The organism is Dyadobacter sp., assembly GCF_039919315.1.
GTDB lineage: Bacteria > Bacteroidota > Bacteroidia > Cytophagales > Spirosomataceae > Dyadobacter.
In genome coordinates this window covers 93,928-113,890 of record NZ_JBDSFX010000102.1, presented here as the reverse complement: position 1 = coordinate 113,890, position 19,963 = coordinate 93,928, and the positions used below count along the sequence as shown (strand labels likewise).

Here is a 19,963-nt window from a genome sequence, read left to right as displayed (position 1 = left end):
GGGAAAAATTCCATAATTCTTTTGTTCTCTTATCTTCTATCATTTCAAAATGTGCCTTTCACTATGTAAAAGGACTTTCAGATGGGTGCTTGCTTTTTTCATACGTTCGTGTTTTGTGTGAATGGAATATTTACCAATTCCACAAATTTGAACAGCAAAAAACCAGTCATTGCAAAGAAATGAACAAACGGCAGTTTCAATTATTCTTCGGCAATCTTAGTTGCAACTAGGGACGCGACTTCTGATTTAATAAGGTATTTAATCGTTATTGCTATCAAAAAATATTAACAATAAGGAAAAGGCACCCGCCGCCAGTATTGGGATTCCCGTTACCCACACAATGATATCCGCAGTTGCCGGATCACCGTTATCATAAAAGCCATACGACATCACAATTGACATAATCAGGAGAGCCCCGATAGATCGCAGTACATACGTTTGAAATTTAGAAGTGCGATTTTCGTCGTCATTAATAAAATTAACGATGATAAGCACTACCGCTATAAAGTTTATTATTACGCCTAAAAAATACATAACTTAATTAAATGGGTTAATTGATTAATTAGTTCTATCAGTTAACGCATAACAGTTTTTACAAATATGCTTCCTGATATTTCGATAGACAGTAAAAATCATTTATTAAAATGAAACCATCATTTAATAATGAGCAATCGGCAAGTTTGGATGAATATCAGGTAGATTTCGAAAACAATGGAGTAAGAATGTAGTTCGACAAACGGGTGCTGGCGCGCGAAACCTTAAAATAACTGAAACCTACCTCACAATAATTTTTTAGCTGCTTTACAAACAGTTACCTTAGATTTCAGGTAAATGAGAAAGAAACCGGATGATAGGTAAAATTTTACTATTGATAATCAGCACTGTCATGGTAACCAACGTGTACGGACAACTCATTTTTCAGAACCTACGGGAGGAGGATGGCCTCAGCGCAAAGCAGGTAAGGTGTCTTTATAAGGATGAGCAAGGTTACCTCTGGATTGGCACCAGCAACGGTTTGAATCGATTCGACGGTGCGGTAGTGAGGCAGTATAAAGCGCATTCGGGGCATCTCGATTTTTTCGTTAATGCCATTTCACCCATTGCCGGGACAAACAAACTATTGTTAGCGACCAATCAGGGGTTAGAGATTTTCAACAAGAACAACTCCAAATTTGAAAATACTGCACACCTTTCTCTACTCAGCCAAACCGATATCTTAACGATAAAACCAGATGGAAAGGGTAGACTTTGGATCGTCACGAAACTTCGAATTTTTATTTTCTTTAAAAACAAACTGATACCTATTGAAGCGATTATACCCGGTGCAAAAGAAATCCTAGATTCGGAATTTCTTTCATCTTCTATTATTCATGATTCTTTGAGAGGCGGATTTTGGGTAGGTGGAGATAAAGTGTTTTTCATTGACTATAAACGAAATATAATTTTTCACAAGAATAATAACCCTCAAAACATTTCACTTTTAAAGAAGAGTCATATTTCCGCCATTGCGCTTGATAAAGAATTCAATTTTTGGTATAGCTGTAGTAAAGATTTGTCGCTAAATTACTGGAACTATAAAAATAATAAGTCCGAAAAATATCTATCATTAGATGGAGAAAAAATTTATGAAGGATGTAACTATATTTTTATTGACAGCAAAAATAGGGTCTGGATTTCCACCTGGTCCTTTGCCGCGTATGTTAAAGAACCAGGGAGTACAATAAAAAAAATCCCTTTTGATCAAAATCAAACTTATTCAATTGGCTATGGTTTTTTTCGAGAAGCTATTGAGGACAAAGAAGGGAATGTTTGGCTCGCTACGATTAATGGAATCAGTAAAAGCCATGCAAAAGCTCCTATCAAAGCCATTTACCAGCTCCCGAGTTTTGATTTTTTTCTACATACCGGTTTTTCACATGCAAACACCGTAACCATAGACAAAGATTTAATAATGGCAACTAAAGACGATGGAATTGTCGCCTACCACATGAAAACTGGAAAATTTAAGCGACATACAGCCATCGACAAACCACCATTTTTAGAAAATAGATTTGTAATGTCGGTTAAGGTAGGATCGACATGGTGGTTCGCCGGCTTTAACGGCATCTATTCTCTTGAGCACGGAAAAAAGCTAAAGAAACTTAATGTTTACAAACAGAGAGGAGCTGTACTATCTTCCCATTTCATATTTGCCGACAAACAGGGAAATATTTGGTTTCAAATTTTAAACGATGCACTTTATCGATACAACCCGAAAACCAATCATTGCGACAGGTTTGATGGGAAAAGCGAGAAATACGGTAAATTCAATAATAGCACTTGCACCAGCTTTCTTCTTTTAAACAATGGCAATATTTTATTTTCATTAGCAAGGACAGGAATTCTGATTTTTGACACCGAGCGCGAAAAGTTTGTGACTCACCATATTACCAAGGTGCGTGATTTTGAGGCAAGCTCTCTTGAAGAAGATAGTTATGGCTACATTTGGGCATCTAGCATGGGCAAGGGAATTATAAAGTTTGACCTACAGGGAAAGACGATTGAAATATTCAATACCGCAAATGGACTCACTTTTGATTTTATTACTAGCCTAGCGATTGACGACAGAGGTTTCATTTGGGCCGCTGGCCGGGAAGGGCTGGTATTTTTCAACCCATTAACGCACAATGTGACAAAAGTCACAATCGATCTAGGCCAAACACTTGAGAATTACTGGAACGATGTAACAGTGTCCAATAAACTTGTTTACGCGGTTATGCTTGATCACGTAGTAGTCATCGATCCATTTCTTTTTGCGTCTATTACGTTGGATAAGCCACCGCACATCACATCGGTCAAAATTTTTGATCGTGAGATTGAAGATTTTGCCAGTAGAAAAACACTACGCTTAACAGCCGATGAGGACTATCTCAATTTCCAATATGCCTCTATACATCACCGGGATGTCCCCTCTTTGCAGTACAGCTACCAGTTGCAAGGATTGGACAAAAAATGGATCAATGTCGGCAGAGCAACCACTGCCTCTTACAACAACTTATCGCCGGGCAGCTATACTTTTAAAGTGAGGAGCACCGATAAAAATGGGAAGTGGATGACTGCCGTCTCCTCTATTGATATTTATGTAAAACCTCCCTGGTGGCAAAGCTGGTGGTTTATCTCCCTAGTGACGACATTGGCAGGTGCGTTCATTATTTTGGTATACCGGGCACATTTGCACCGCAAGCAAAAAATGAAATTTGACAATACGATTGATTATTTTGCCAACTCTGTATATGGTGAAAATTCAGTCAGTGAAATCTGTTGGGACATTTCCAGAAATTGTATTTCCCAATTAAATTTTCAGGATTGTGTTGTCTATCTCTGGGATGATACCAAAACAAAATTGGTACAAAAAGCGGCCTACGGTAAAAAAAATACAAAAGAACACGAAATTACCAATCCGATGGAGTTGTCGATTGGAGAGGGGATTGTAGGAGCTGCTGCCAAGGAGAAGAGAATTTTAATCATCCCAAATACTGCGAAGGACAGCAGGTATATTGTTGATGATGAGCGCAGAATGTCGGAAATTGCTGTACCGATCATACATGAAGGTAAAGTAATCGGAGTCATTGATTCGGAACATAGCAAAAAGGGGTTCTTCAACTATGAGCACGTGCGGGCGCTATCCACTATTGCGGCCATCAGTGCGACTAAAATAGCTGAGGCGCAGGCTGAGGAAAAGACGCAGCAGAAAGAGATCATGCTCCTGGAAATAAGCAAGATGTTGGCTGAAAGTCAGTTGATGGCCTTGCGGGCGCAAATGAACCCTCATTTTGTTTTTAACTGTCTCAATAGTATACAGGAATGTATTGTGACGGAGAAGTATAGGGAGGCCAGCAAATACCTGAACAAATTCTCCAAGCTTTTCAGAATGGTCCTGAATAATTCTGATAAAAATCTGGTAACCATTGAGGAAGAGATTGAAGTCCTTGACCTATATCTTCAACTGGAACAGATGCGATTTGAACAAAGCTTTGTCTATAGCATCACGTTGGAGGATGACCTTGACGAAGATATCGTGTTGCCCTCCATGCTACTCCAGCCCTACGTGGAAAATGCATTATGGCACGGATTGATGCATAAGGATGGAGAAAGAGTGCTATCGATCAAATTTCAGCGGATCGATGATGATATTTTCAAATGTACCATTGAAGACAACGGCATTGGCAGAGAAAAATCTTTTGAAATCAAAAAACATCATGTCAAGGCCAAGATGCATAAGTCCAAAGGTTTGCAAATTTCCAAAGACCGCCTCGATCTCCTGCAACGACAAGGGCAACATGCATCCGTGAACATTATAGACAAATATAGTCCCGACCACACCGGCATCGGAACCACAGTAGAGATAGAACTTTCAACTTTCCTTAAAACTACCTGAAAACCATGATCAAAGCCCTGATTGTTGATGACGAGCCCAAAGCACGGAATGTGCTGAACCATTATCTTGTTAATTTTATTCAGCAGGAACTCGATATCAGGCAGGCCGACTCTGTCGGGCATGCACTGGAAATCCTGGATAAGTTTATACCAGACATTATTTTCCTGGACATTGAGATGCCCGGTCAAAATGGCTTTGAGTTACTGATCGCCAGGAAAAGCCCTACCTACGACATTATTTTCACTACTGCCTACAATCAATATGCGATACAGGCGATCAGATTTAGTGCACTGGATTATTTGCTGAAACCAGTGGACCCCGAAGAACTGCAGACTGCCATTAACAGGCACCTTGAAAAGAACCAACATAAATCAGCAGAGGAAAAACAGCAGCTGTATGATAACCTGGTCACCAACATCGGAAAAACCAAGGTCAAAGATTTCCGGCTGGCAGTACCTTCCAACAGAGGAGTATATTTCTTTAACCTTGATGAAATCCTTCGGCTTGAAGCAGACAAAAACTATACATGCATTCATTTGCTGGGTAAAAAGCCATTTCTGTCCAGTAAAACATTGAAGCACTTTGACGAAATGCTTGCTGAATTTAACTTTCTCCGTACACACAAATCTCACCTGGTAAATCCAAAATACATCAAACAGCTTAGCCACAATAACCAGTTCATTTTACTCACCGATGGTTCTCAAATCGAGATATCACGTCGAAAAAAAGATATTGTTCATCAGTTTCTCAATATCAAATAAGCAAATTACCTCACTTGCTGGTCAAACAATTTCATCAGCGTTTCTGACGGATCTTTGCAAAAGCCGGAATGAACTCTGGATGATTGAATTACTGTGCTTCGGGTTGCCGTAAGCCACCGAAATCGGGATGAAAGAGGTAGTGAACCGATAGCGCCTCCTTCCTTCCTGCCTTTACAAATACGCTCCAGAGCGTCGAGGTACAGTGTCACATCTTCCAGGTCCAGGGAGGGTGAAAAGGCTGAAATTCGCGGTACATTCAATTCATACCGGGTTTGTAGAAAGCCTTGCGAAGGACAATATAGTATGACGCCAATGTTGATAAATTCTTCGCGTTCCACCCTGGGTACAACGCGGATAATGGCATACTCATATAAGTGATTCCCTTGCATCTTGCGCCCCTTTTATAAATATTTCCGAGGCAGTTAACCTCGTCTCTAAAAACTCTGAATATGCGTTCCTGTGCGCATCAACTGCCAGAAACGGAGAATCGCTTAGCAGCCATTCCTGCGGAATTAGCGATGTTACAGATTTGATGATATCTCCATTTAAAATCGCACGAAAGTCCGCATTAACCTGCTCTAATTCAGAAGCATACTTTAATAAAACGTGATCCTTGATCTGTACAAAAGGTTTGATAGCCTGCTCTTGCCAGTTATCCCATGAATGATGAAAGTAGAGCGCCGCGCCGTGATCGATCAGCCAAAGCTCTTTATGCCACATCAGCATATTCGTGTTACGTGCGGTCCGGTCTACGTTGGTTAGAAAACTATCCAGCCACACAATCTGTGATGCCAATTTAGGATGAACAATGGTCACCAGTGGATCAAAGGTAATTGCTCCTGACAAATAATGGACTGCCAAATTCACGCCTGTGCTGGCCCGAAGCAGATCCTGGATTTCCTCGTCGGGTTCTGTCCTGCCGAATGCTTCGTCCAAATCTGCAAATACTATTTCAGGGATTTTCAAACCTAACAAACGAGCCAGCTCGCCGCCGATCAATTCCGCAATGAGCGCCTTTGGCCCCTGCCCTGCTCCGCGGAATTTGAGAACGTAAAGAAAGTCGTCGTCGGCCTCCGCAATAGCTGGGAGAGACCCTCCCTCACGCAATGGGGTGAGATAACGTGTAACCCTGACAGTTCTCAGATTTGGCTGTTTTGTGTCCATTTTATCGCATTTGGTAATTTAGAAATTGTCAATATAAGCAATTTTAATAAATTATTTTAAGGGTGATTAATCGCTCAACTTATCAGAAACAAGGTTTTTGCAAGAAAAAGTTATATTATATAAATAAAAAATTTGCAAAAGTGACAACCACTGTTAGTTTTGTAGAATTAATTGCAGTTACGCAATTTCCTCCTCTTCAAAGTAATGGTTATCAATATCCGCATTATATTGACATCACTAGTGTTTGTATTTGCCATATGCGGCAAATTACTAGGACAGCCTAGCAATGCAATATATGCCGACAAGCAAACTAACGACGGTACTGCTGCCGGACTTGGTCTTACGGGAAGCTATTCTGTTACAGGTGCAGACAATGTTCGCAGTACGCTAGCGAGCCCAAAGCCGAATAATTCCTTTGCCACTTTGACAGCAACCAGTACCGCCGGTATCTCTACTGCATGGATCCAACTGGAATTCCCGAGCGAGGTGATAAGCAGCGTGGGCTCTCCAAGGACTGTTTATCTTCGAACCAGCAATAACAATTCCACATTACTGGGTGGCAGGCTCGCCGTTACTGCCTATGATAAAAACAATAACTCGGTGGGTGTGGTATCTTCGGCGTTTTCCACGTATTATCTGCCCGATGGGACGGTCTTTATTGCCATTTCACCCACTGCGACATTTAAATTCGTAAGAGTGACGGTATCTTCACCCATTGCCTTTGGTTCCAATTCATTGCAGGTATACTATGGTTTTTACGGTCCCTCTGCGTCAAACACATCAAACCCCTACCCTTTCAATGTGGTCGATTGTGGGCAACCTAATGTCACAACCAAAGGCTATTCGGGATTAACGCTGGGAACTTTTGAGATATACAACGCCTGGGAGGCCATTGACGAATCGCTCACTTCCAAGTCCTCGTTCATTTCTAGCGGCGCCGCCCTGTTGGGAGGCCATATCAAGCAAACATTCTTTTTTAACGGGGTTTCCAATCCTTCGGATGCCGTCAGGTTAATATTGTCACAAAGTGGTTCTTTCCTCTCCGCTAATGTCGCTGCGAGTATAACTTTGCAAGCGTATAATGGTAATAGTTCCGTCGGGACATCTGTATTAATCAACAATTTACTCGACGTGCAGCTGCTTAATCTACTTGGGGGAAACGACAGCGTCATTACGTTTTATTTCGCCCCGAAAGACGGTTCAGGCAACTCAGTAGTCTTTGACAGAGTGGAACTCGATCTAAACATTGCGGGTCTGGGTGTGGGCCTGGGTGCCAACGGAATCAACGTTCATGATGTCCGCAGGTCTCCCGGTATCGCTAACGCATCTGATGCTAGCGCGTGTAGCAACATTGGAACTGTGTCACTTTCAGCATTATCCTCGCAAATCAACATCAGTGGCATCGGATCATTCACTTATGCATGGTATACGGACATCCGATTGGGTACGCAATTATCTGCTCAACAGAGCTGGACCGCTCAGGGATTAAATACACCCGGACAGGTCACATACTATGTCGAAACACAAAAAAGTGGCGCGGGCTGCATTGCATCGCCACGAAAGAAAGTAACAATAACGGTCACGGCACCTCCTCTATCACCTTCTGTTGCCCTTGTTCCGTAACTGGATTTCCTGTTCACAATTAAATTAATCTATCTACCCTAAAAACAATCCATTTTTATGAAAAAATGTTTTACTTCCATCTGTGTTCTGTTTGTCTTGACAGCATTTTCTAATGTTTCCAAAGCGGGAACTTACTATGTCATCAACGGCGATGCCTTTTCCCTGTCACCAGCCGCAGGCTCCAATTTTTTCCAATACCTCTGGACCATTGATCCTGGGTCCGGGCAAACCATTCAGACGCTTGACCAGGCCTCGGGCGGCGTTCTGACCTATACATTTTCTGACGCGGCGACGTCGCCAACACTGCACAAAATTTCACTTGGGGTTATCCAGGTTTTGGATGGCTGTTTGTCTGAGGTAGTGGAACATACCATTATCGTGTTGCCAAAGCTCACCGTATCCATTACTGCCGACAAATTGAACTTCTGTACTGACAAAAGTGTCGACGCCACTTTGAGCGCAACAGTCACAGCCGTAACCGGACTAGCTACATATGGAGTGACAATCTCTCCTTTTGCATGGAAAAAAGGTGGTACCCTGATCACAGGCGAGAGCAGCACATCATTGCATGTCATCACCGAGGGGGTATACGAGGCGTTAGTCACTTACCAGTTGCCAACTACCGGAACGTATGCACTTACTGCGTCCAAACTGGTCAATGCTGTCGTCCCAGGTAGCCAGGAAATCCTTCATAACCTTGCAGTGCCGCTTACTCCGATTATTACACTTAATTAATTGATTAACGGTTCGGGACTTAGAAAACTGGTACTGATGCGCAACTTCCTACTTGTATGGATGCTCCTTGTGTCCGGCTGCGCCATTGCGCAGGGCCCGGCTAGGGAAGTGTTCATGTGCAAGCTCACCACTCTCCGCCTGAAAGCTGAGTCTACCGGGGCGTCCCGATACGAATGGTACAGAAATAACCAGATTATTCTTGGTTCCGGTGCTGAGGAGTTGGTCGTCGATGAGGAAGGGGCTTATAAGGCAATTGGCGTTAATGACGACAACTGCACCTCACAGGAGTCGATTTACATTATTGTAAAACATCATACGCCCACCGCAGTGGATGATGTTGCCGATGGATTTGTTAACAAAAAAGTTGTTTTGGATGTTCTGAAAAATGACCTGTCCGTCTGCGCTGATTTTGATGGTACCACGCTCACTATTGTCCAGCAACCGGCTAACGGCAGCGTATCGAGTGTGAATGGAAAGCTGGAATTTACCCCTCTTCACAACTTCACGGGACAAGTTACTTTGACGTACACCGTTAGGGACAAAACAGGTCAGCTCTCAAACATTGCCAATGTCAAACTGGAAATTTCAACGGACCCATTGCCTGTAAGACTTGCCTATTTTGAAGTTACTAAAAACGAAACTATGGCTAAGCTTGAATGGGCCACTTCCGAGGAAACTAAGAGTGACCATTTTGACATTGAAAGAAGCACGGACCTGAAAAGCTGGCAGAAAATCGGAAATGCAGCAGCTGCGCTTGAAAGTAAAGTAGAGCGCCGTTACCATCATACCGATAGTCTTCCCGAGTCAGGAATAAACTATTATCGATTGAAGATGGTGGATGCTGACAACACTTTTTCGTTTAGCCGGGTCAGATCTGTTCATTTTCCTGAATTTTCATGGGCCGAAGTTTATCCCAATCCTGTTGATGATATGCTTTACATTGCCATACGCAATAGCAAGGTTAAAAACATCCGGCTCATCAGTAACGCAGGGCTGATCAGGTTATCAAAGCCAGTGCTTTCCGGCTCAGTCACAATTTCAATGAAAAGCTATCCTACCGGCATGTATTACATTCATTTTGAACAAGATGATGGTGCGGTCAAAATTTTCAAAGTAATGCATCATTGACACAACTTGTAACAAACCTACTAAGCAAAGGTAACAATGGCGGCGTCATCCGCCATTGTTTAGCTTTCACTGATTGGCCAGCACGATTTTGCCAAACTGCTTCCCCTGATGCATATAATCGAATGCTTCCTGGGCCTGGCTCAATTTCGAATATATCTTATCGATCACCGGTTTGATCTCATGCTTTTCAGTAAATGCCAGCATGTCTTTAAAGTCCTGCAAGGTACCCATGGTAGTGCCCAGGATTGAAATGTTTCTCCAATACACCTTATTTGGAATGATATTGCCAATAGGCCCGTCGGTACCTCCAAAAAATACGATTCTGCCACCAGGTTTGACAATCTCAATAAGGTTACCAAAACCACTACCTGATGCACTGTCAAGAATCACTTCAAAGCCGCCAGTTATATCCTTCGCCTTGATTGGCCAATTTTCATCTTTGTAGATGAACCCATCCACTGCTCCCAACTCCTTCGCTTTGTCGATTTTATCCTGCGAGCCTGACGTCACATACACTTGTGCCCCTGCCGCAATCGCGTATTTCAATGCGAGCAAGGCGGTACCGGCACCGATTCCGGTGATGAGGATTTTCTCTCCTGCTGCCAGTGCAGCTCTCGTAAAAAGTGCCCTGTAAGTCGTAAGGCCAGCCAGAGGAAGAGCCGCAGCTTCCGCATCGGTGAGGTGAGCAGGCTTGGCATGAATGTATTTTTCATCAATGGTAATGTATTCTGCAAAAGTTCCCGGGTCAGGGTTCCCCAATATTTTGAAATCGTCGCCAAATGCAGCAGGGTTATCACCCCAGTTGTGGCCGGGGTTGATAATCACTTCCTTTCCGACCCATTCATTGCTGACATTTATACCAACACCGGTAACGGTTCCGAACCCATCGGAACCCAGGATCAATCCCTCCTTCGTGCCCGCATACTGCCCTTTCTGGATCCACACATCACGATGGTTCAATGCTGAATAGGCTAATTTGATTAGAATTTCATTTTCCTTTGGCTCCGGTGTAGGTACTTCCCGGATCACTAATGGTTCGTTGCTATTGATTAAAAAAGCTGCTTTCATAATTCTTTTTGTTAATTGAAATGCAAATTTGTACTATAAAAAAGATATATTTGCTGTACAAGTTTGCTATATAACAGTACACTTTTTACTAATGAGAGAAAATCTTCACCAACCATTTGAAATTATCTATAAAGAACTGGACGAATGTCCTATGGGGCAGCACCAGCATAATTTCTTTGAACTGGTTTACATTATCTCAGGCAGCGGCACTCAGGTTATTAATCAAAATAAATTTCAGTACCATCAGGGGCATATGTTCCTGATCACGCCAGAAGATACCCACTCATTCGACATTGAAACGACAACGCGGTTTTTCTTTATCCGTTTCAATGATTTGTATATCAAAAGCAATTCCTCGCTGGTCAGTGCTTCCCGGAGAAGCGAGTTATTGCAAAGGCTGGAATTCATTTTACAGAATGCAAATCACCAGCCTGGTTGTATACTTAAAAATCAAACTGACAAAAGCATTATCAAGCCACTGGTAGAGGCTATTATTCGCGAATATGTCAACCGTGATCTTTACAATCAGGAGCTTATCAACCAATACGTTAACACGATGATTATTCTGGTAGCACGAAACATTGCCAAATATCTGCCAGAACAAATCAGCGAGGGTACTGAAGTGAAAGCGCTTGAAATTCTGCAATATATCCAGCAGAACATTTACTATCCCGAAAAGATTAAAGCTGGGTACATCAGTCAGCATTTTGGAATTTCAGAATCCTACTTAGGGCGTTATTTTAAAAAACAGACTAACGAGACGATGCAGGAATATATCATCAATTCGCGGCTCAAACTGGTTGAGACTCGCTTATTGCATAGCGATATGCGTATTAACGAGATTGCGAGCGAGCTATCCTTCACAGATGAAAGTCATCTAAACCGATTTTTCAAGAAAAGCAAAGGTATGACACTCGGGGAATTCCGAAGGAAACATCGGCAGTCCGTTACCAATTCATGACACTGGAACGGTATTTTAGAATAAATGAATCAGGATCACCATTCTTAAATCTGAAAACTATGAAAACGCTTCAATTCATTCTAATTGCGCTCCTTTTGGCTCCCGCCATCTCATTTGCGCAGTCTGTCGATAAAAAGCCCGGTTCTTCCAAAAGCCAGAAAGTGTATCAAAGAAAGACTTCACGGACAAAAGTTAGCACTGACACTTCCGATGTTAATGCTATTTTAAAAGATTCGGCTAATGCCGAAAGTGGCCCTATACTGAATGATAATGGCAACGTCAGCACCACGGGAACCATTGACGGACGCAGCAGCACCGGACGTCCGGATGCAGATACTACCGCTTCTTACACCGTAAAGAGGCGTAAAAAGACGATCGTAACCGGCGGCGCAATCATGCCCGATACCATTAAAAAGAAGACTGCGAAGCCTTGAAAGCGTCCTAGGTAAGGTTTCTTTTTCTTGAATAAATTCCTATTTCTGAGGAAATGAACGCGATGCAACAGGCATTCAAAATTTCTTTTTGAATGCCTAGTGGATAATCAGCTCTTGCTTGTTTGGAAAAATCGTAGAAGGCCAAATCGAGGAGATGACGGTAAATAAGGATCTGCTTTCAAATATACCTTGCTTTTGTCTAACAAAAAATCCCTGTCAGATGAATCTGGCAGGGGATCAAATGGAATAAATAAACGTTGAGAAAAGTATATATCCGATAAGTGACTTCCGATTTACAATTACTACTATACAGTCCAGCAAAAGGACTACCTGCAAATATATATTTTTTAGAAATCTTTATTTCAAAACAATCGCGGCCGGTAGTATTATTTGGCAAAATATCTTTCACTGCCAGTGAAGGTATGTCAATAAATTGAACCTTGTAACCCAGCGCTACTGTAAGTTTATGTGAATATTTAAGTTCTACGTCAAAATTAGCCGGAATCAGAGCGGGGAAATTGCAAGAAAACGAAAAGGGGCACAAGGCCCCTTTTCGTTTAATATTTATTGGTCTAACTACCCAATTCTACTTTTTCTGCTGGGAAAGAAATGTGACCAGGGAAGCAAACTCTTCGTAGGATAGTTCATTAGCAAGTCCCGGAGGCATCATGGAATTTTCCATTTCTTTTCTGGAAGTTACATCCGACATTTTGAAAGTGTAAACCGCACCGGTAATGTCCCTCAAAACGAGTTTCTCAGCCGATTCCTCAGAAACAAAGCCCATATAGCTTTTCTCGTCTTTAGTCGTGATCAGCACCGAAGCAAAACCTTGCGAGATAGACGCATTTGGTTTCAAAATAGATTCAGCGATCTGCTCGCGATTCATAATCGAGCCAATTTGCCCCATATATGGTCCTTTTAATGGGCCGTTTTTGGTAATGCTATGGCAAGCCACACATCCTTGTTTGGTAAACAATGTCTTACCCAGCGCCGGATTGCCTTCTATTTTCGCAATCGCGAGCATCACATCTTCAATAGAATTTTCACCGATCTGTCCTTTCTTATTCTGGATCTTGCTCAGGTCAATTTTCAATTCCTGTTTTTCAACAACAATGTCCTCGCCACCAAACTCATCGATCCCCATACGCTGGCGGCCATTCAACTCCGCATAGAATTTCTTTCCGGAAGCATCAGCTTTGTTCCATTCCCCGATCAGGAAAGTTTTGATGGCATCTGACGATTCCCACGCAATGGCTTTATAGTATGGACCGTGCGTGTCAGGTCTGGTACTCCACCACCAGGAACCATCATAAGGCGCTTCTTCCTTATAAAGCCTGCCCAATGTGGTCAATATCTGCTTTTTCAAAGCCTCATCTTTGGCTTGTCCATATGCTGCTATCAAGCCTGAAACTGCTTTTGGATCATGCATATACCGCAATGCCCAAAGTGCAATAGTTGAATTCTCAGTACCAATTGCTTTTACGCACGCATCGACCGCATGAATCGCAACCAGTGAACGAACTGCAATATGCGGCGGAACGATGGCAGAATTGGGCGTCGCATGCGGACCTTCCGTGCCTTTTTCAGGTGATACAAATGAGGAAGGAACCTTTACCGCAAGTAATGCCGGTGCAGCTTCTATACGTCCCAATCGACCCAGTCCAATACTGGCTGCAATCTGTACACGTGGTGACGCATCCTTCATTCCTTTCATAAATGGCTCGGTAGGCACCTTATCCAGATTAGGCTTTCTGTCGGCCAACGTGCGCAATGCAAATTCACGCACGTCGCTGTCGTCAGTCAATTTCACCAGATTGGCAATACCCTCTTTTCCCGCAGCCTGGCCGTATGTGAAAATCCCGGCGGCTCTGATGTATAATGGAAGACTTTTATTGGCAGCGATAGTCCAGGAAGCTTTTGCAGCCTCTTTGGGTGAACGCGCCAATAATTCCTGTTGTGCGGCCAAACGCTGAACGGCGCTTTCTGATTTCAAAAGTGCTTCCAGCTCTTTCACCGAAGACTTTTTAACATCCTTGAAAGCTTTGTACTGCCAGCCTTTTGGAACTGCACGTACTACAAACCCTTTGCCTGGATTACCGGAATAACCAGCTCCATCCCACGCTGCCAGGTACATACGTCCCGAAGCATCCACATCCAGGTCGGTGATCTGCGCCAACTTGATAAATTCCTCTTCATTTTGTTTAAATGTCGGTCCGTCAGCCGTGACGCGGTGCACGTACACCTGGCTCCTGCCCCAGTCTGCCATCATCGGTACGCGGTTGTATTTCGCAGGCCACGTAGGATCGTCCAAGAACAATGAACCCGTTCCCGATCCGCCGCCCAGGTCGATCAACGCGGGAATAATTTCTTCCGTAAAGTTTTTGAATAGAACTGGATAGCCGTATTCTCCTGACTGGATCTGGTTGCTAAAACGAATGTTCCAACCGCCGCCATCATTGGTATTGTCACGGGTAAAAATATTCATATACGGGTCAATCGCCACGTCATATATGTTACGCATGCCATGCGTGTAGACTTCCATTTCAGTACCGTCGGGACGAACCCTTACGATTCCTCCGCCCAATTGGGTCAGTTTTTTACCTGAGCGGTCCACTGCTTCATGAAAACCAAAATCCCCCACGGCAATATAAATCCAGCCATCAATTCCCATGCGGATACCATTGGTTGAATGGTCGGTGCCCCGACTTTGCAGGAATGTCGGATTACTGATGCCTTGTATCAAAGGATTGGAAGGTCCGTCGGCAACGCCGTCGTGATTTTTATCTTCAAAAACAACCAGGTCCATGCCGGAAGCTTTTCCATTGGCGAAAGTGGTATGCAGCACAAATACCTGATCGCCCATTGAAATGATCCCACGTGGATCATCTACTTTCGCGAATGTAGTATTCTGGTCCACCTTGCCATCATTATTAGAGTCAACCAGGCGGACTATGCTCCCTTTTCCGGGATCTTTTCCCAAAGAACCAATCATGTCCACACCTACATACACCTCCCCGGTTGCCGCCACCGCCAAACAGGCAGGGCTCGGAGTAAGATTAGCGCCCGCGAACGGGGTTACGTCGAGTTCCGCGGGCCAGCTGGTCGCATTAGGCAGCGAATCGATTTTTGTCACGGCTTTTTTAACTTCCTGGCCTTCATGGTGCTGCAAATTCATGCCATTCCAATAGAGCAGCAGAAATGTGGAGACCAGGCCAAATGTAATTTTTAACATATCAATAAGAAATCAATGAGCGGGTTGGGTACCGTGTAAAATGGACAAAATGCTAATATAAATAAACCGCGAAAATCTGAATAACTACTCTAAAAACCTCACCATTTTGCTTAAAAAGCGAATGTCAGCGCGGTTACTTAGCATGATGTTTGGCAAATTTCATGAATAGCTCAGGCAGCGCTTCATGCTGACCATGCAGGATAGTAAAATGAAAATATCGCTCAATCGTCAATCCCTCCACGTCCACAATCCGGCACTCTTTACTTTGTAGTTCTTTAAGTACCGAGTGAATCGAAAGAAAAGCCATCGTATCCGAATGCAGCATGTACAATTTCATACTTTCCGTCCCGCCAAGCTGCATTTCGCTATTGAGGTCGCCTATACTAATCCCGACCGTTTTTAATGCGTGGGCAATGACTTCTAAAGTTCCGGATCCGGGTTCGCGTAGTAACAGTGGAATCTGTTTCAATGTATCGGCAGCAATCTGGCCCGTAGCAGCTAGCGGATTCTTACTATTAGCGACCAGCACGATTTCGTCTTTCAGAAATTCTATGTATTTGATCGCCGCATTTTTGGAATATCCTTCGATCAGCCCCAGATCAATTTCTTTGTTTTGAAGGGCCTGCTCAATTTCTTCTGTATTTTTAACCGTCAGCGTAACCTTCACGGTGTGGAATTTCTTGTGAAAAGCGGCCAGTATGGGTGGTAAAATGTACTGTGCAGCCGTCGTGCTGGCCCCCAAACGCAATGTACCTCCCTGCCGCTGCGACAAGTTGTTGATCTCAAATTCAATGTTTCGGTAAATCTCAAATATTTGCTCAGCATGGTGAACCAGGATCTCACCCGCGGCCGTCAGCTTTATTTTAGATCCATTTCTTTCAAAAAGTTTGGTATTCAACTGATTTTCCAGCTCATGAATGTGCTTGGTCACTGCGGGCTGGCTGATAAAGAGCTCGGCCGCGGCCTTGGTAAAATTCAGCCTTTTGGCCACCGTGTGAAAAACCTGTAAACGAAAATCAAAAACCATATGTGAGTCGAAAAACTAAACTTACGCCATACGTCCCGATTATTCAAATATCGTCCATTCCGACTGTCCGCACATGATTTCAAATGTCCGCATTTGAACAGTACATTAAAGCAAAATCCTCATTTTTAACCAAAATAAACACTTTCCAAATCTGGCACTCTATTTGTTATACAATTACAGAAGAGATGGCTAGGCGTTTGCGGTTAGGCGTTAGCGGTTAGGCGTTAGCGGTTGGCCAAAAAAACAGAATACAAAAGCCAATCGCTAATAGCTAACAGCTAATAGCTAATAGCCAACAGCCAACAGCCAATAATTGCTAAAAAAATGAAGGGTACATACCTAGGCGAATTTGAAGAAGTCGTTTTGTTGGCTGTTGCGATCCTTTCGGGGGATGCGTACGGCGCTGCAATTACCAATGAGATCGAGCAGCAACTGGGCCGGTCCGTTAACCTTGGCGCGGTACATGCTTCTTTGCACCGGCTGGAAGAAAAGGGATTACTTACTTCGCGCCTGGGTGGTGCTACTGCGGAAAGGGGCGGACGAAGCAAACGACTTTTCGCCGTTACAATGGCCGGCACCAAGGCATTGGATACCATTCGGGAGATTCGGAATAGAATGTGGGACAGTATTCCAAAAACTGCGTGAAATGAAATCAAATAACAGTCAAAATCCACCAAAATGGCCCAACCGCTTGCTCCGGCTGTTCTGCGCATCGCATCTGGTGGAAGAGCTCGAAGGCGACCTGGAAGAATTGTATTTTCAGCGCATTAAATCCGGGGATATAAACAACGCGCGGTTTCGACATACCATCGACGTGCTGAGCATGATCCGCCCGTTTGCATTCAAAAAAGAGGCTAGCAAATACCCACAACCATCTATCATTCAACTATCTATGATTAGAAATTATTTCAAAATTGCCCTGCGCAATATGTGGAAAAACAAAGCTTTTTCCTTCGTTAACCTTACTGGTTTGGTGGTAGGGATCACCGCTTGCCTGCTGATATTACAATATGTGAGTTTCGAGCTCAGTTTCGATCAGTTTCACAAAGATGCTGACCGTATTTATCGCATTACCAACGACCGGTTCCAGCAGGGGAAACTCGTGCAGCATGGTACCATTACCTATCCAGGCGTCGCCCCTGCGATGGGCAAGGATTTTAATGAAATTGAATCCTACACGACCATCGGAAATCCGGGTACATTCAGTTTACAGAAAGACCACAAAATTTACGAAGAGAAAGGCGCTTATGTTAATGATCATTTTCTCTCTGTTTTTACATTTCCGCTCATCGCCGGCGATCCCAAAACTGCGCTCAAAGCACCCAGATCCATTGTGATCTCTGAAACCAATGCGCAGCGGATCTTCCACGCAACTACGGACGATTACGCAACCCTGATCGGGAAAACCGTCCATGTGGACCAGGACACAGAACCTTATCTGATCACTGGTGTGATGAAAGACTTTCCGGCCGCTTCGCATTTGCAATATGGCGTGCTGATGTCGTATGAAACGCTGGCCAAAACATGGGGCGAGTGGGTAAGGGCTGGTTTCGAAAGCTCCGATATGTGGCATTATGTGAAACTAAAACCGGGTGCGGATGTAGCCAAACTAGAAAAGAAATTCCCTTCATTCAGTCAGCGTTATTTTAAAGGAGATAAGGTTACTGGCAGCGAGGAGAAATTCTTCCTGCAGCCGTTGAACAAGGCGCATTTGTTTTCGGATTACGAATATGAGATTGGTAAAGTCAATAATGGAAAGGCTGTATGGACGATGCTCATCATCGCCGTATTCATTCTCCTGATTGCCTGGATCAACTACATCAATCTTTCTACCGCCCGCTCACTTGAACGCGCCAAAGAGGTGGGTGTTCGCAAGGTCGCGGGGGCAACATCCGGTCAGCTGATCTGGCAGTTTTTATCCGAATCTATTATACTTAATCTGCTCGCACTTATTTTGGCAGTTGGACTTACCGTTGCATTGCAGCCTGTTTTGAACCAGCTTATTGAAAAACCATTATCGCTTTCCCTGCTAACCGGCGATGGTTTTGGAGGAAAATATATGGCGCTCGTTTTGGTTGGCATTTTTGTACTCGGTATTTTACTTTCCGGCTTCTATCCCGCATTCGCATTGTCAGCATTCAAGGCAATCCAAGTTTTAAAAGGATCATTCAAAACATCGACCAAAGGCATCTGGGTGCGCCAGTCACTGGTCGTATTCCAATATACGGCCTCCATTACATTGATCATCGGTACATTCATTGTATTCAAGCAATTGAAATTCATGCGGGAAGAGAATCTGGGTTTCAATATGGATCGCGTGCTGGTCATACGTGGGCCGGAGCTTACGCGCTGGGATTCAACAGCCATCGACCGGATCAATGCATTCAAAACAGAACTGGAACGCCTGCCTTCTGTGAAAGTGGCGAGTGCATCGGCCAATGTATTTGGCAACCGTCTGAGCAGGAGCTTTAATGTAAAAAGAGTGGGTGCTGACAACGCAAAGGGGGTTACATTCAGCCGCATGCCGGTGGATTTTGCTTTTTTCGAAACCTATCAGATCAAAATGCTGGCCGGCCGTAATTTCCGCCCGACGGACTCGAATAACGATGGCAACAAAGTTACGAATGCCATTCTGAACCTGTCAGCCGCTAAACTACTCGGCTTCAAAGATGCTGAACAAGCTGCCGGACAAAAATTTGAGCTTTATGGTAAAGAATGGAATATCGTGGGTGTGGTGAGCGATTTTCATCAACAGTCCCTCAAACACGCCATTGAGCCCATTGTTTTCGCGCCTTTTTACACATTGGCTGGTTTCTTTTCGATCAAAATAAATACCGCTGACCTGGGAAATTCAATTGGTATGGTCAAACAGAAATACAATGACTTCTTCCCCGGCAACAATTTCAATTACTTTTTCATGAACGAAAAATTCAATGAGCAATACAAGGACGACCGTATTTTTGGACAAGTTTCGAGCTTTTTCTCCCTGCTGGCAGTTATGATCGCTTCGCTCGGAATTTTCGGACTGTCGTCCTACACCATCGCCCAGCGTACCAAGGAAATCGGAGTAAGGAAAGTGCTGGGTGCGACCGTTGGAAGCATTGTCACATTGCTATCGCAGGATTTTCTGAAATTGGTATTAATTTCCATCGTAATAGGCTCTCCAATAGCTTGGTACGGAGTCAGATTATGGCTCAATGACTTTGCTTATAAGATTGATATTGAATGGTGGATGTTCGTGCTGGCAGGACTTTTGGCTATGATCATTGCTTTTGCAACGGTTAGCTCACAGGCGATTAAGGCGGCGTTGATGAATCCGGCGAAATCGTTGAAGAGTGAATGAGACATAAGCCAATGACTCCATGGATTTATTTGTTGCAGTAACTATTTGAAAACATTATCTTTTGTAAAAA

At 43.6% G+C, this 19,963-nt stretch carries 14 protein-coding genes; 9 read left to right on the top strand and 5 right to left on the bottom strand.

Annotation, left to right across the window (positions count from 1 at the left end; genetic code table 11):
• The first annotated feature begins 847 nt into the window (after positions 1–847).
• Together ABIO93_RS30035 and ABIO93_RS30030 are read left to right on the top strand one after the other, a co-directional pair.
• Complete coding sequence (locus ABIO93_RS30035) at positions 848–4,417, top strand: histidine kinase (RefSeq protein ID WP_348073727.1); 3,570 nt, start codon at positions 848–850, stop codon at positions 4,415–4,417.
• Between the two features lie 5 nt (positions 4,418–4,422).
• Complete coding sequence (locus ABIO93_RS30030; RefSeq protein WP_348073726.1) at positions 4,423–5,178, top strand: LytTR family DNA-binding domain-containing protein; 756 nt, start codon at positions 4,423–4,425, stop codon at positions 5,176–5,178.
• A 5-nt stretch (positions 5,179–5,183) separates the two neighbouring features.
• Here the strand turns inward: ABIO93_RS30030 and ABIO93_RS30025 are convergent, their stop codons facing one another.
• Together ABIO93_RS30025 and ABIO93_RS30020 are read right to left on the bottom strand one after the other, a co-directional pair.
• Positions 5,184–5,567: a DUF3037 domain-containing protein gene (locus tag ABIO93_RS30025; protein ID WP_348073725.1), complete on the bottom strand. Its 384-nt coding sequence runs from the start codon at positions 5,565–5,567 to the stop codon at positions 5,184–5,186.
• Entirely contained in the window at positions 5,545–6,342 is a 798-nt protein-coding gene (locus ABIO93_RS30020; RefSeq protein WP_348073724.1) for a HipA family kinase, read from the bottom strand. The genes ABIO93_RS30025 and ABIO93_RS30020 overlap by 23 nt, the downstream gene beginning before the upstream one ends.
• Positions 6,343–6,546: 204 nt before the next feature.
• Between ABIO93_RS30020 and ABIO93_RS30015 the strand changes: the two genes are divergently transcribed.
• The 3 genes from ABIO93_RS30015 to ABIO93_RS30005 are packed head-to-tail and all read left to right on the top strand — an operon-like array spanning position 6,547 to position 9,828.
• Positions 6,547–7,965, top strand: coding sequence for a hypothetical protein (locus ABIO93_RS30015; protein WP_348073723.1), 1,419 nt, complete (start codon positions 6,547–6,549; stop codon positions 7,963–7,965).
• Between the two features lie 57 nt (positions 7,966–8,022).
• Positions 8,023–8,700: a hypothetical protein gene (locus tag ABIO93_RS30010; protein ID WP_348073722.1), complete on the top strand. Its 678-nt coding sequence runs from the start codon at positions 8,023–8,025 to the stop codon at positions 8,698–8,700.
• 36 nt (positions 8,701–8,736) lie between these two features.
• The gene (locus ABIO93_RS30005) at positions 8,737–9,828 is read left to right on the top strand and encodes an Ig-like domain-containing protein (protein WP_348073721.1); all 1,092 of its coding nucleotides are present in this window, start codon (positions 8,737–8,739) and stop codon (positions 9,826–9,828) included.
• Between the two features lie 66 nt (positions 9,829–9,894).
• Here ABIO93_RS30005 and ABIO93_RS30000 read toward each other — a convergent pair whose 3' ends face one another.
• The gene (locus ABIO93_RS30000) at positions 9,895–10,896 is read right to left on the bottom strand and encodes a zinc-binding dehydrogenase (RefSeq protein ID WP_348073720.1); all 1,002 of its coding nucleotides are present in this window, start codon (positions 10,894–10,896) and stop codon (positions 9,895–9,897) included.
• Between the two features lie 91 nt (positions 10,897–10,987).
• Between ABIO93_RS30000 and ABIO93_RS29995 the strand changes: the two genes are divergently transcribed.
• Positions 10,988–11,857, top strand: a complete 870-nt coding sequence (locus tag ABIO93_RS29995; RefSeq protein ID WP_348073719.1) for an AraC family transcriptional regulator — start codon at positions 10,988–10,990, stop codon at positions 11,855–11,857.
• A gap of 59 nt (positions 11,858–11,916) precedes the next feature.
• Complete coding sequence (locus ABIO93_RS29990) at positions 11,917–12,291, top strand: hypothetical protein (RefSeq protein ID WP_348073718.1); 375 nt, start codon at positions 11,917–11,919, stop codon at positions 12,289–12,291.
• Positions 12,292–12,877: 586 nt separating this feature from the next.
• On the opposite strand, the gene ABIO93_RS29985 is transcribed toward ABIO93_RS29990, so the two are convergent.
• Positions 12,878–15,523 carry a c-type cytochrome gene (locus tag ABIO93_RS29985; protein WP_348073717.1) on the bottom strand — a complete coding sequence of 882 codons (2,646 nt, stop codon included), beginning with the start codon at positions 15,521–15,523 and terminating at the stop codon, positions 12,878–12,880.
• 133 nt (positions 15,524–15,656) lie between these two features.
• Complete coding sequence (locus tag ABIO93_RS29980; protein WP_348073716.1) at positions 15,657–16,550, bottom strand: LysR substrate-binding domain-containing protein; 894 nt, start codon at positions 16,548–16,550, stop codon at positions 15,657–15,659.
• A gap of 324 nt (positions 16,551–16,874) precedes the next feature.
• Between ABIO93_RS29980 and ABIO93_RS29975 the strand changes: the two genes are divergently transcribed.
• Both ABIO93_RS29975 and ABIO93_RS29970 read left to right on the top strand, forming a co-directional pair.
• Entirely contained in the window at positions 16,875–17,195 is a 321-nt protein-coding gene (locus ABIO93_RS29975) for a PadR family transcriptional regulator (RefSeq protein WP_348073715.1), read from the top strand.
• A gap of 1 nt (position 17,196) precedes the next feature.
• On the top strand, positions 17,197–19,893 hold the full coding sequence (locus ABIO93_RS29970; RefSeq protein WP_348073714.1) for an ABC transporter permease: 2,697 nt from the start codon (positions 17,197–17,199) through the stop codon (positions 19,891–19,893).
• Positions 19,894–19,963 lie beyond the last annotated feature (70 nt).

What these genes read in the sequence shown, in the direction of transcription:
- ABIO93_RS30035 (WP_348073727.1), top strand. Translation starts at nt 848, where the DNA reads ATGATAGGTAAAATTTTACTATTGATAATCAGCACTGTCATGGTAACC.
- ABIO93_RS30000 (WP_348073720.1), bottom strand. Translation starts at nt 10,896, where the DNA reads ATGAAAGCAGCTTTTTTAATCAATAGCAACGAACCATTAGTGATCCGG.
- ABIO93_RS30030 (WP_348073726.1), top strand. Translation starts at nt 4,423, where the DNA reads ATGATCAAAGCCCTGATTGTTGATGACGAGCCCAAAGCACGGAATGTG.
- ABIO93_RS29970 (WP_348073714.1), top strand. Translation starts at nt 17,197, where the DNA reads ATGAAATCAAATAACAGTCAAAATCCACCAAAATGGCCCAACCGCTTG.
- ABIO93_RS30020 (WP_348073724.1), bottom strand. Translation starts at nt 6,342, where the DNA reads ATGGACACAAAACAGCCAAATCTGAGAACTGTCAGGGTTACACGTTAT.
- ABIO93_RS30005 (WP_348073721.1), top strand. Translation starts at nt 8,737, where the DNA reads ATGCGCAACTTCCTACTTGTATGGATGCTCCTTGTGTCCGGCTGCGCC.
- ABIO93_RS30010 (WP_348073722.1), top strand. Translation starts at nt 8,023, where the DNA reads ATGAAAAAATGTTTTACTTCCATCTGTGTTCTGTTTGTCTTGACAGCA.
- ABIO93_RS29980 (WP_348073716.1), bottom strand. Translation starts at nt 16,550, where the DNA reads ATGGTTTTTGATTTTCGTTTACAGGTTTTTCACACGGTGGCCAAAAGG.
- ABIO93_RS29985 (WP_348073717.1), bottom strand. Translation starts at nt 15,523, where the DNA reads ATGTTAAAAATTACATTTGGCCTGGTCTCCACATTTCTGCTGCTCTAT.
- ABIO93_RS30025 (WP_348073725.1), bottom strand. Translation starts at nt 5,567, where the DNA reads ATGCAAGGGAATCACTTATATGAGTATGCCATTATCCGCGTTGTACCC.
- ABIO93_RS29995 (WP_348073719.1), top strand. Translation starts at nt 10,988, where the DNA reads ATGAGAGAAAATCTTCACCAACCATTTGAAATTATCTATAAAGAACTG.
- ABIO93_RS30015 (WP_348073723.1), top strand. Translation starts at nt 6,547, where the DNA reads ATGGTTATCAATATCCGCATTATATTGACATCACTAGTGTTTGTATTT.
- ABIO93_RS29990 (WP_348073718.1), top strand. Translation starts at nt 11,917, where the DNA reads ATGAAAACGCTTCAATTCATTCTAATTGCGCTCCTTTTGGCTCCCGCC.
- ABIO93_RS29975 (WP_348073715.1), top strand. Translation starts at nt 16,875, where the DNA reads ATGAAGGGTACATACCTAGGCGAATTTGAAGAAGTCGTTTTGTTGGCT.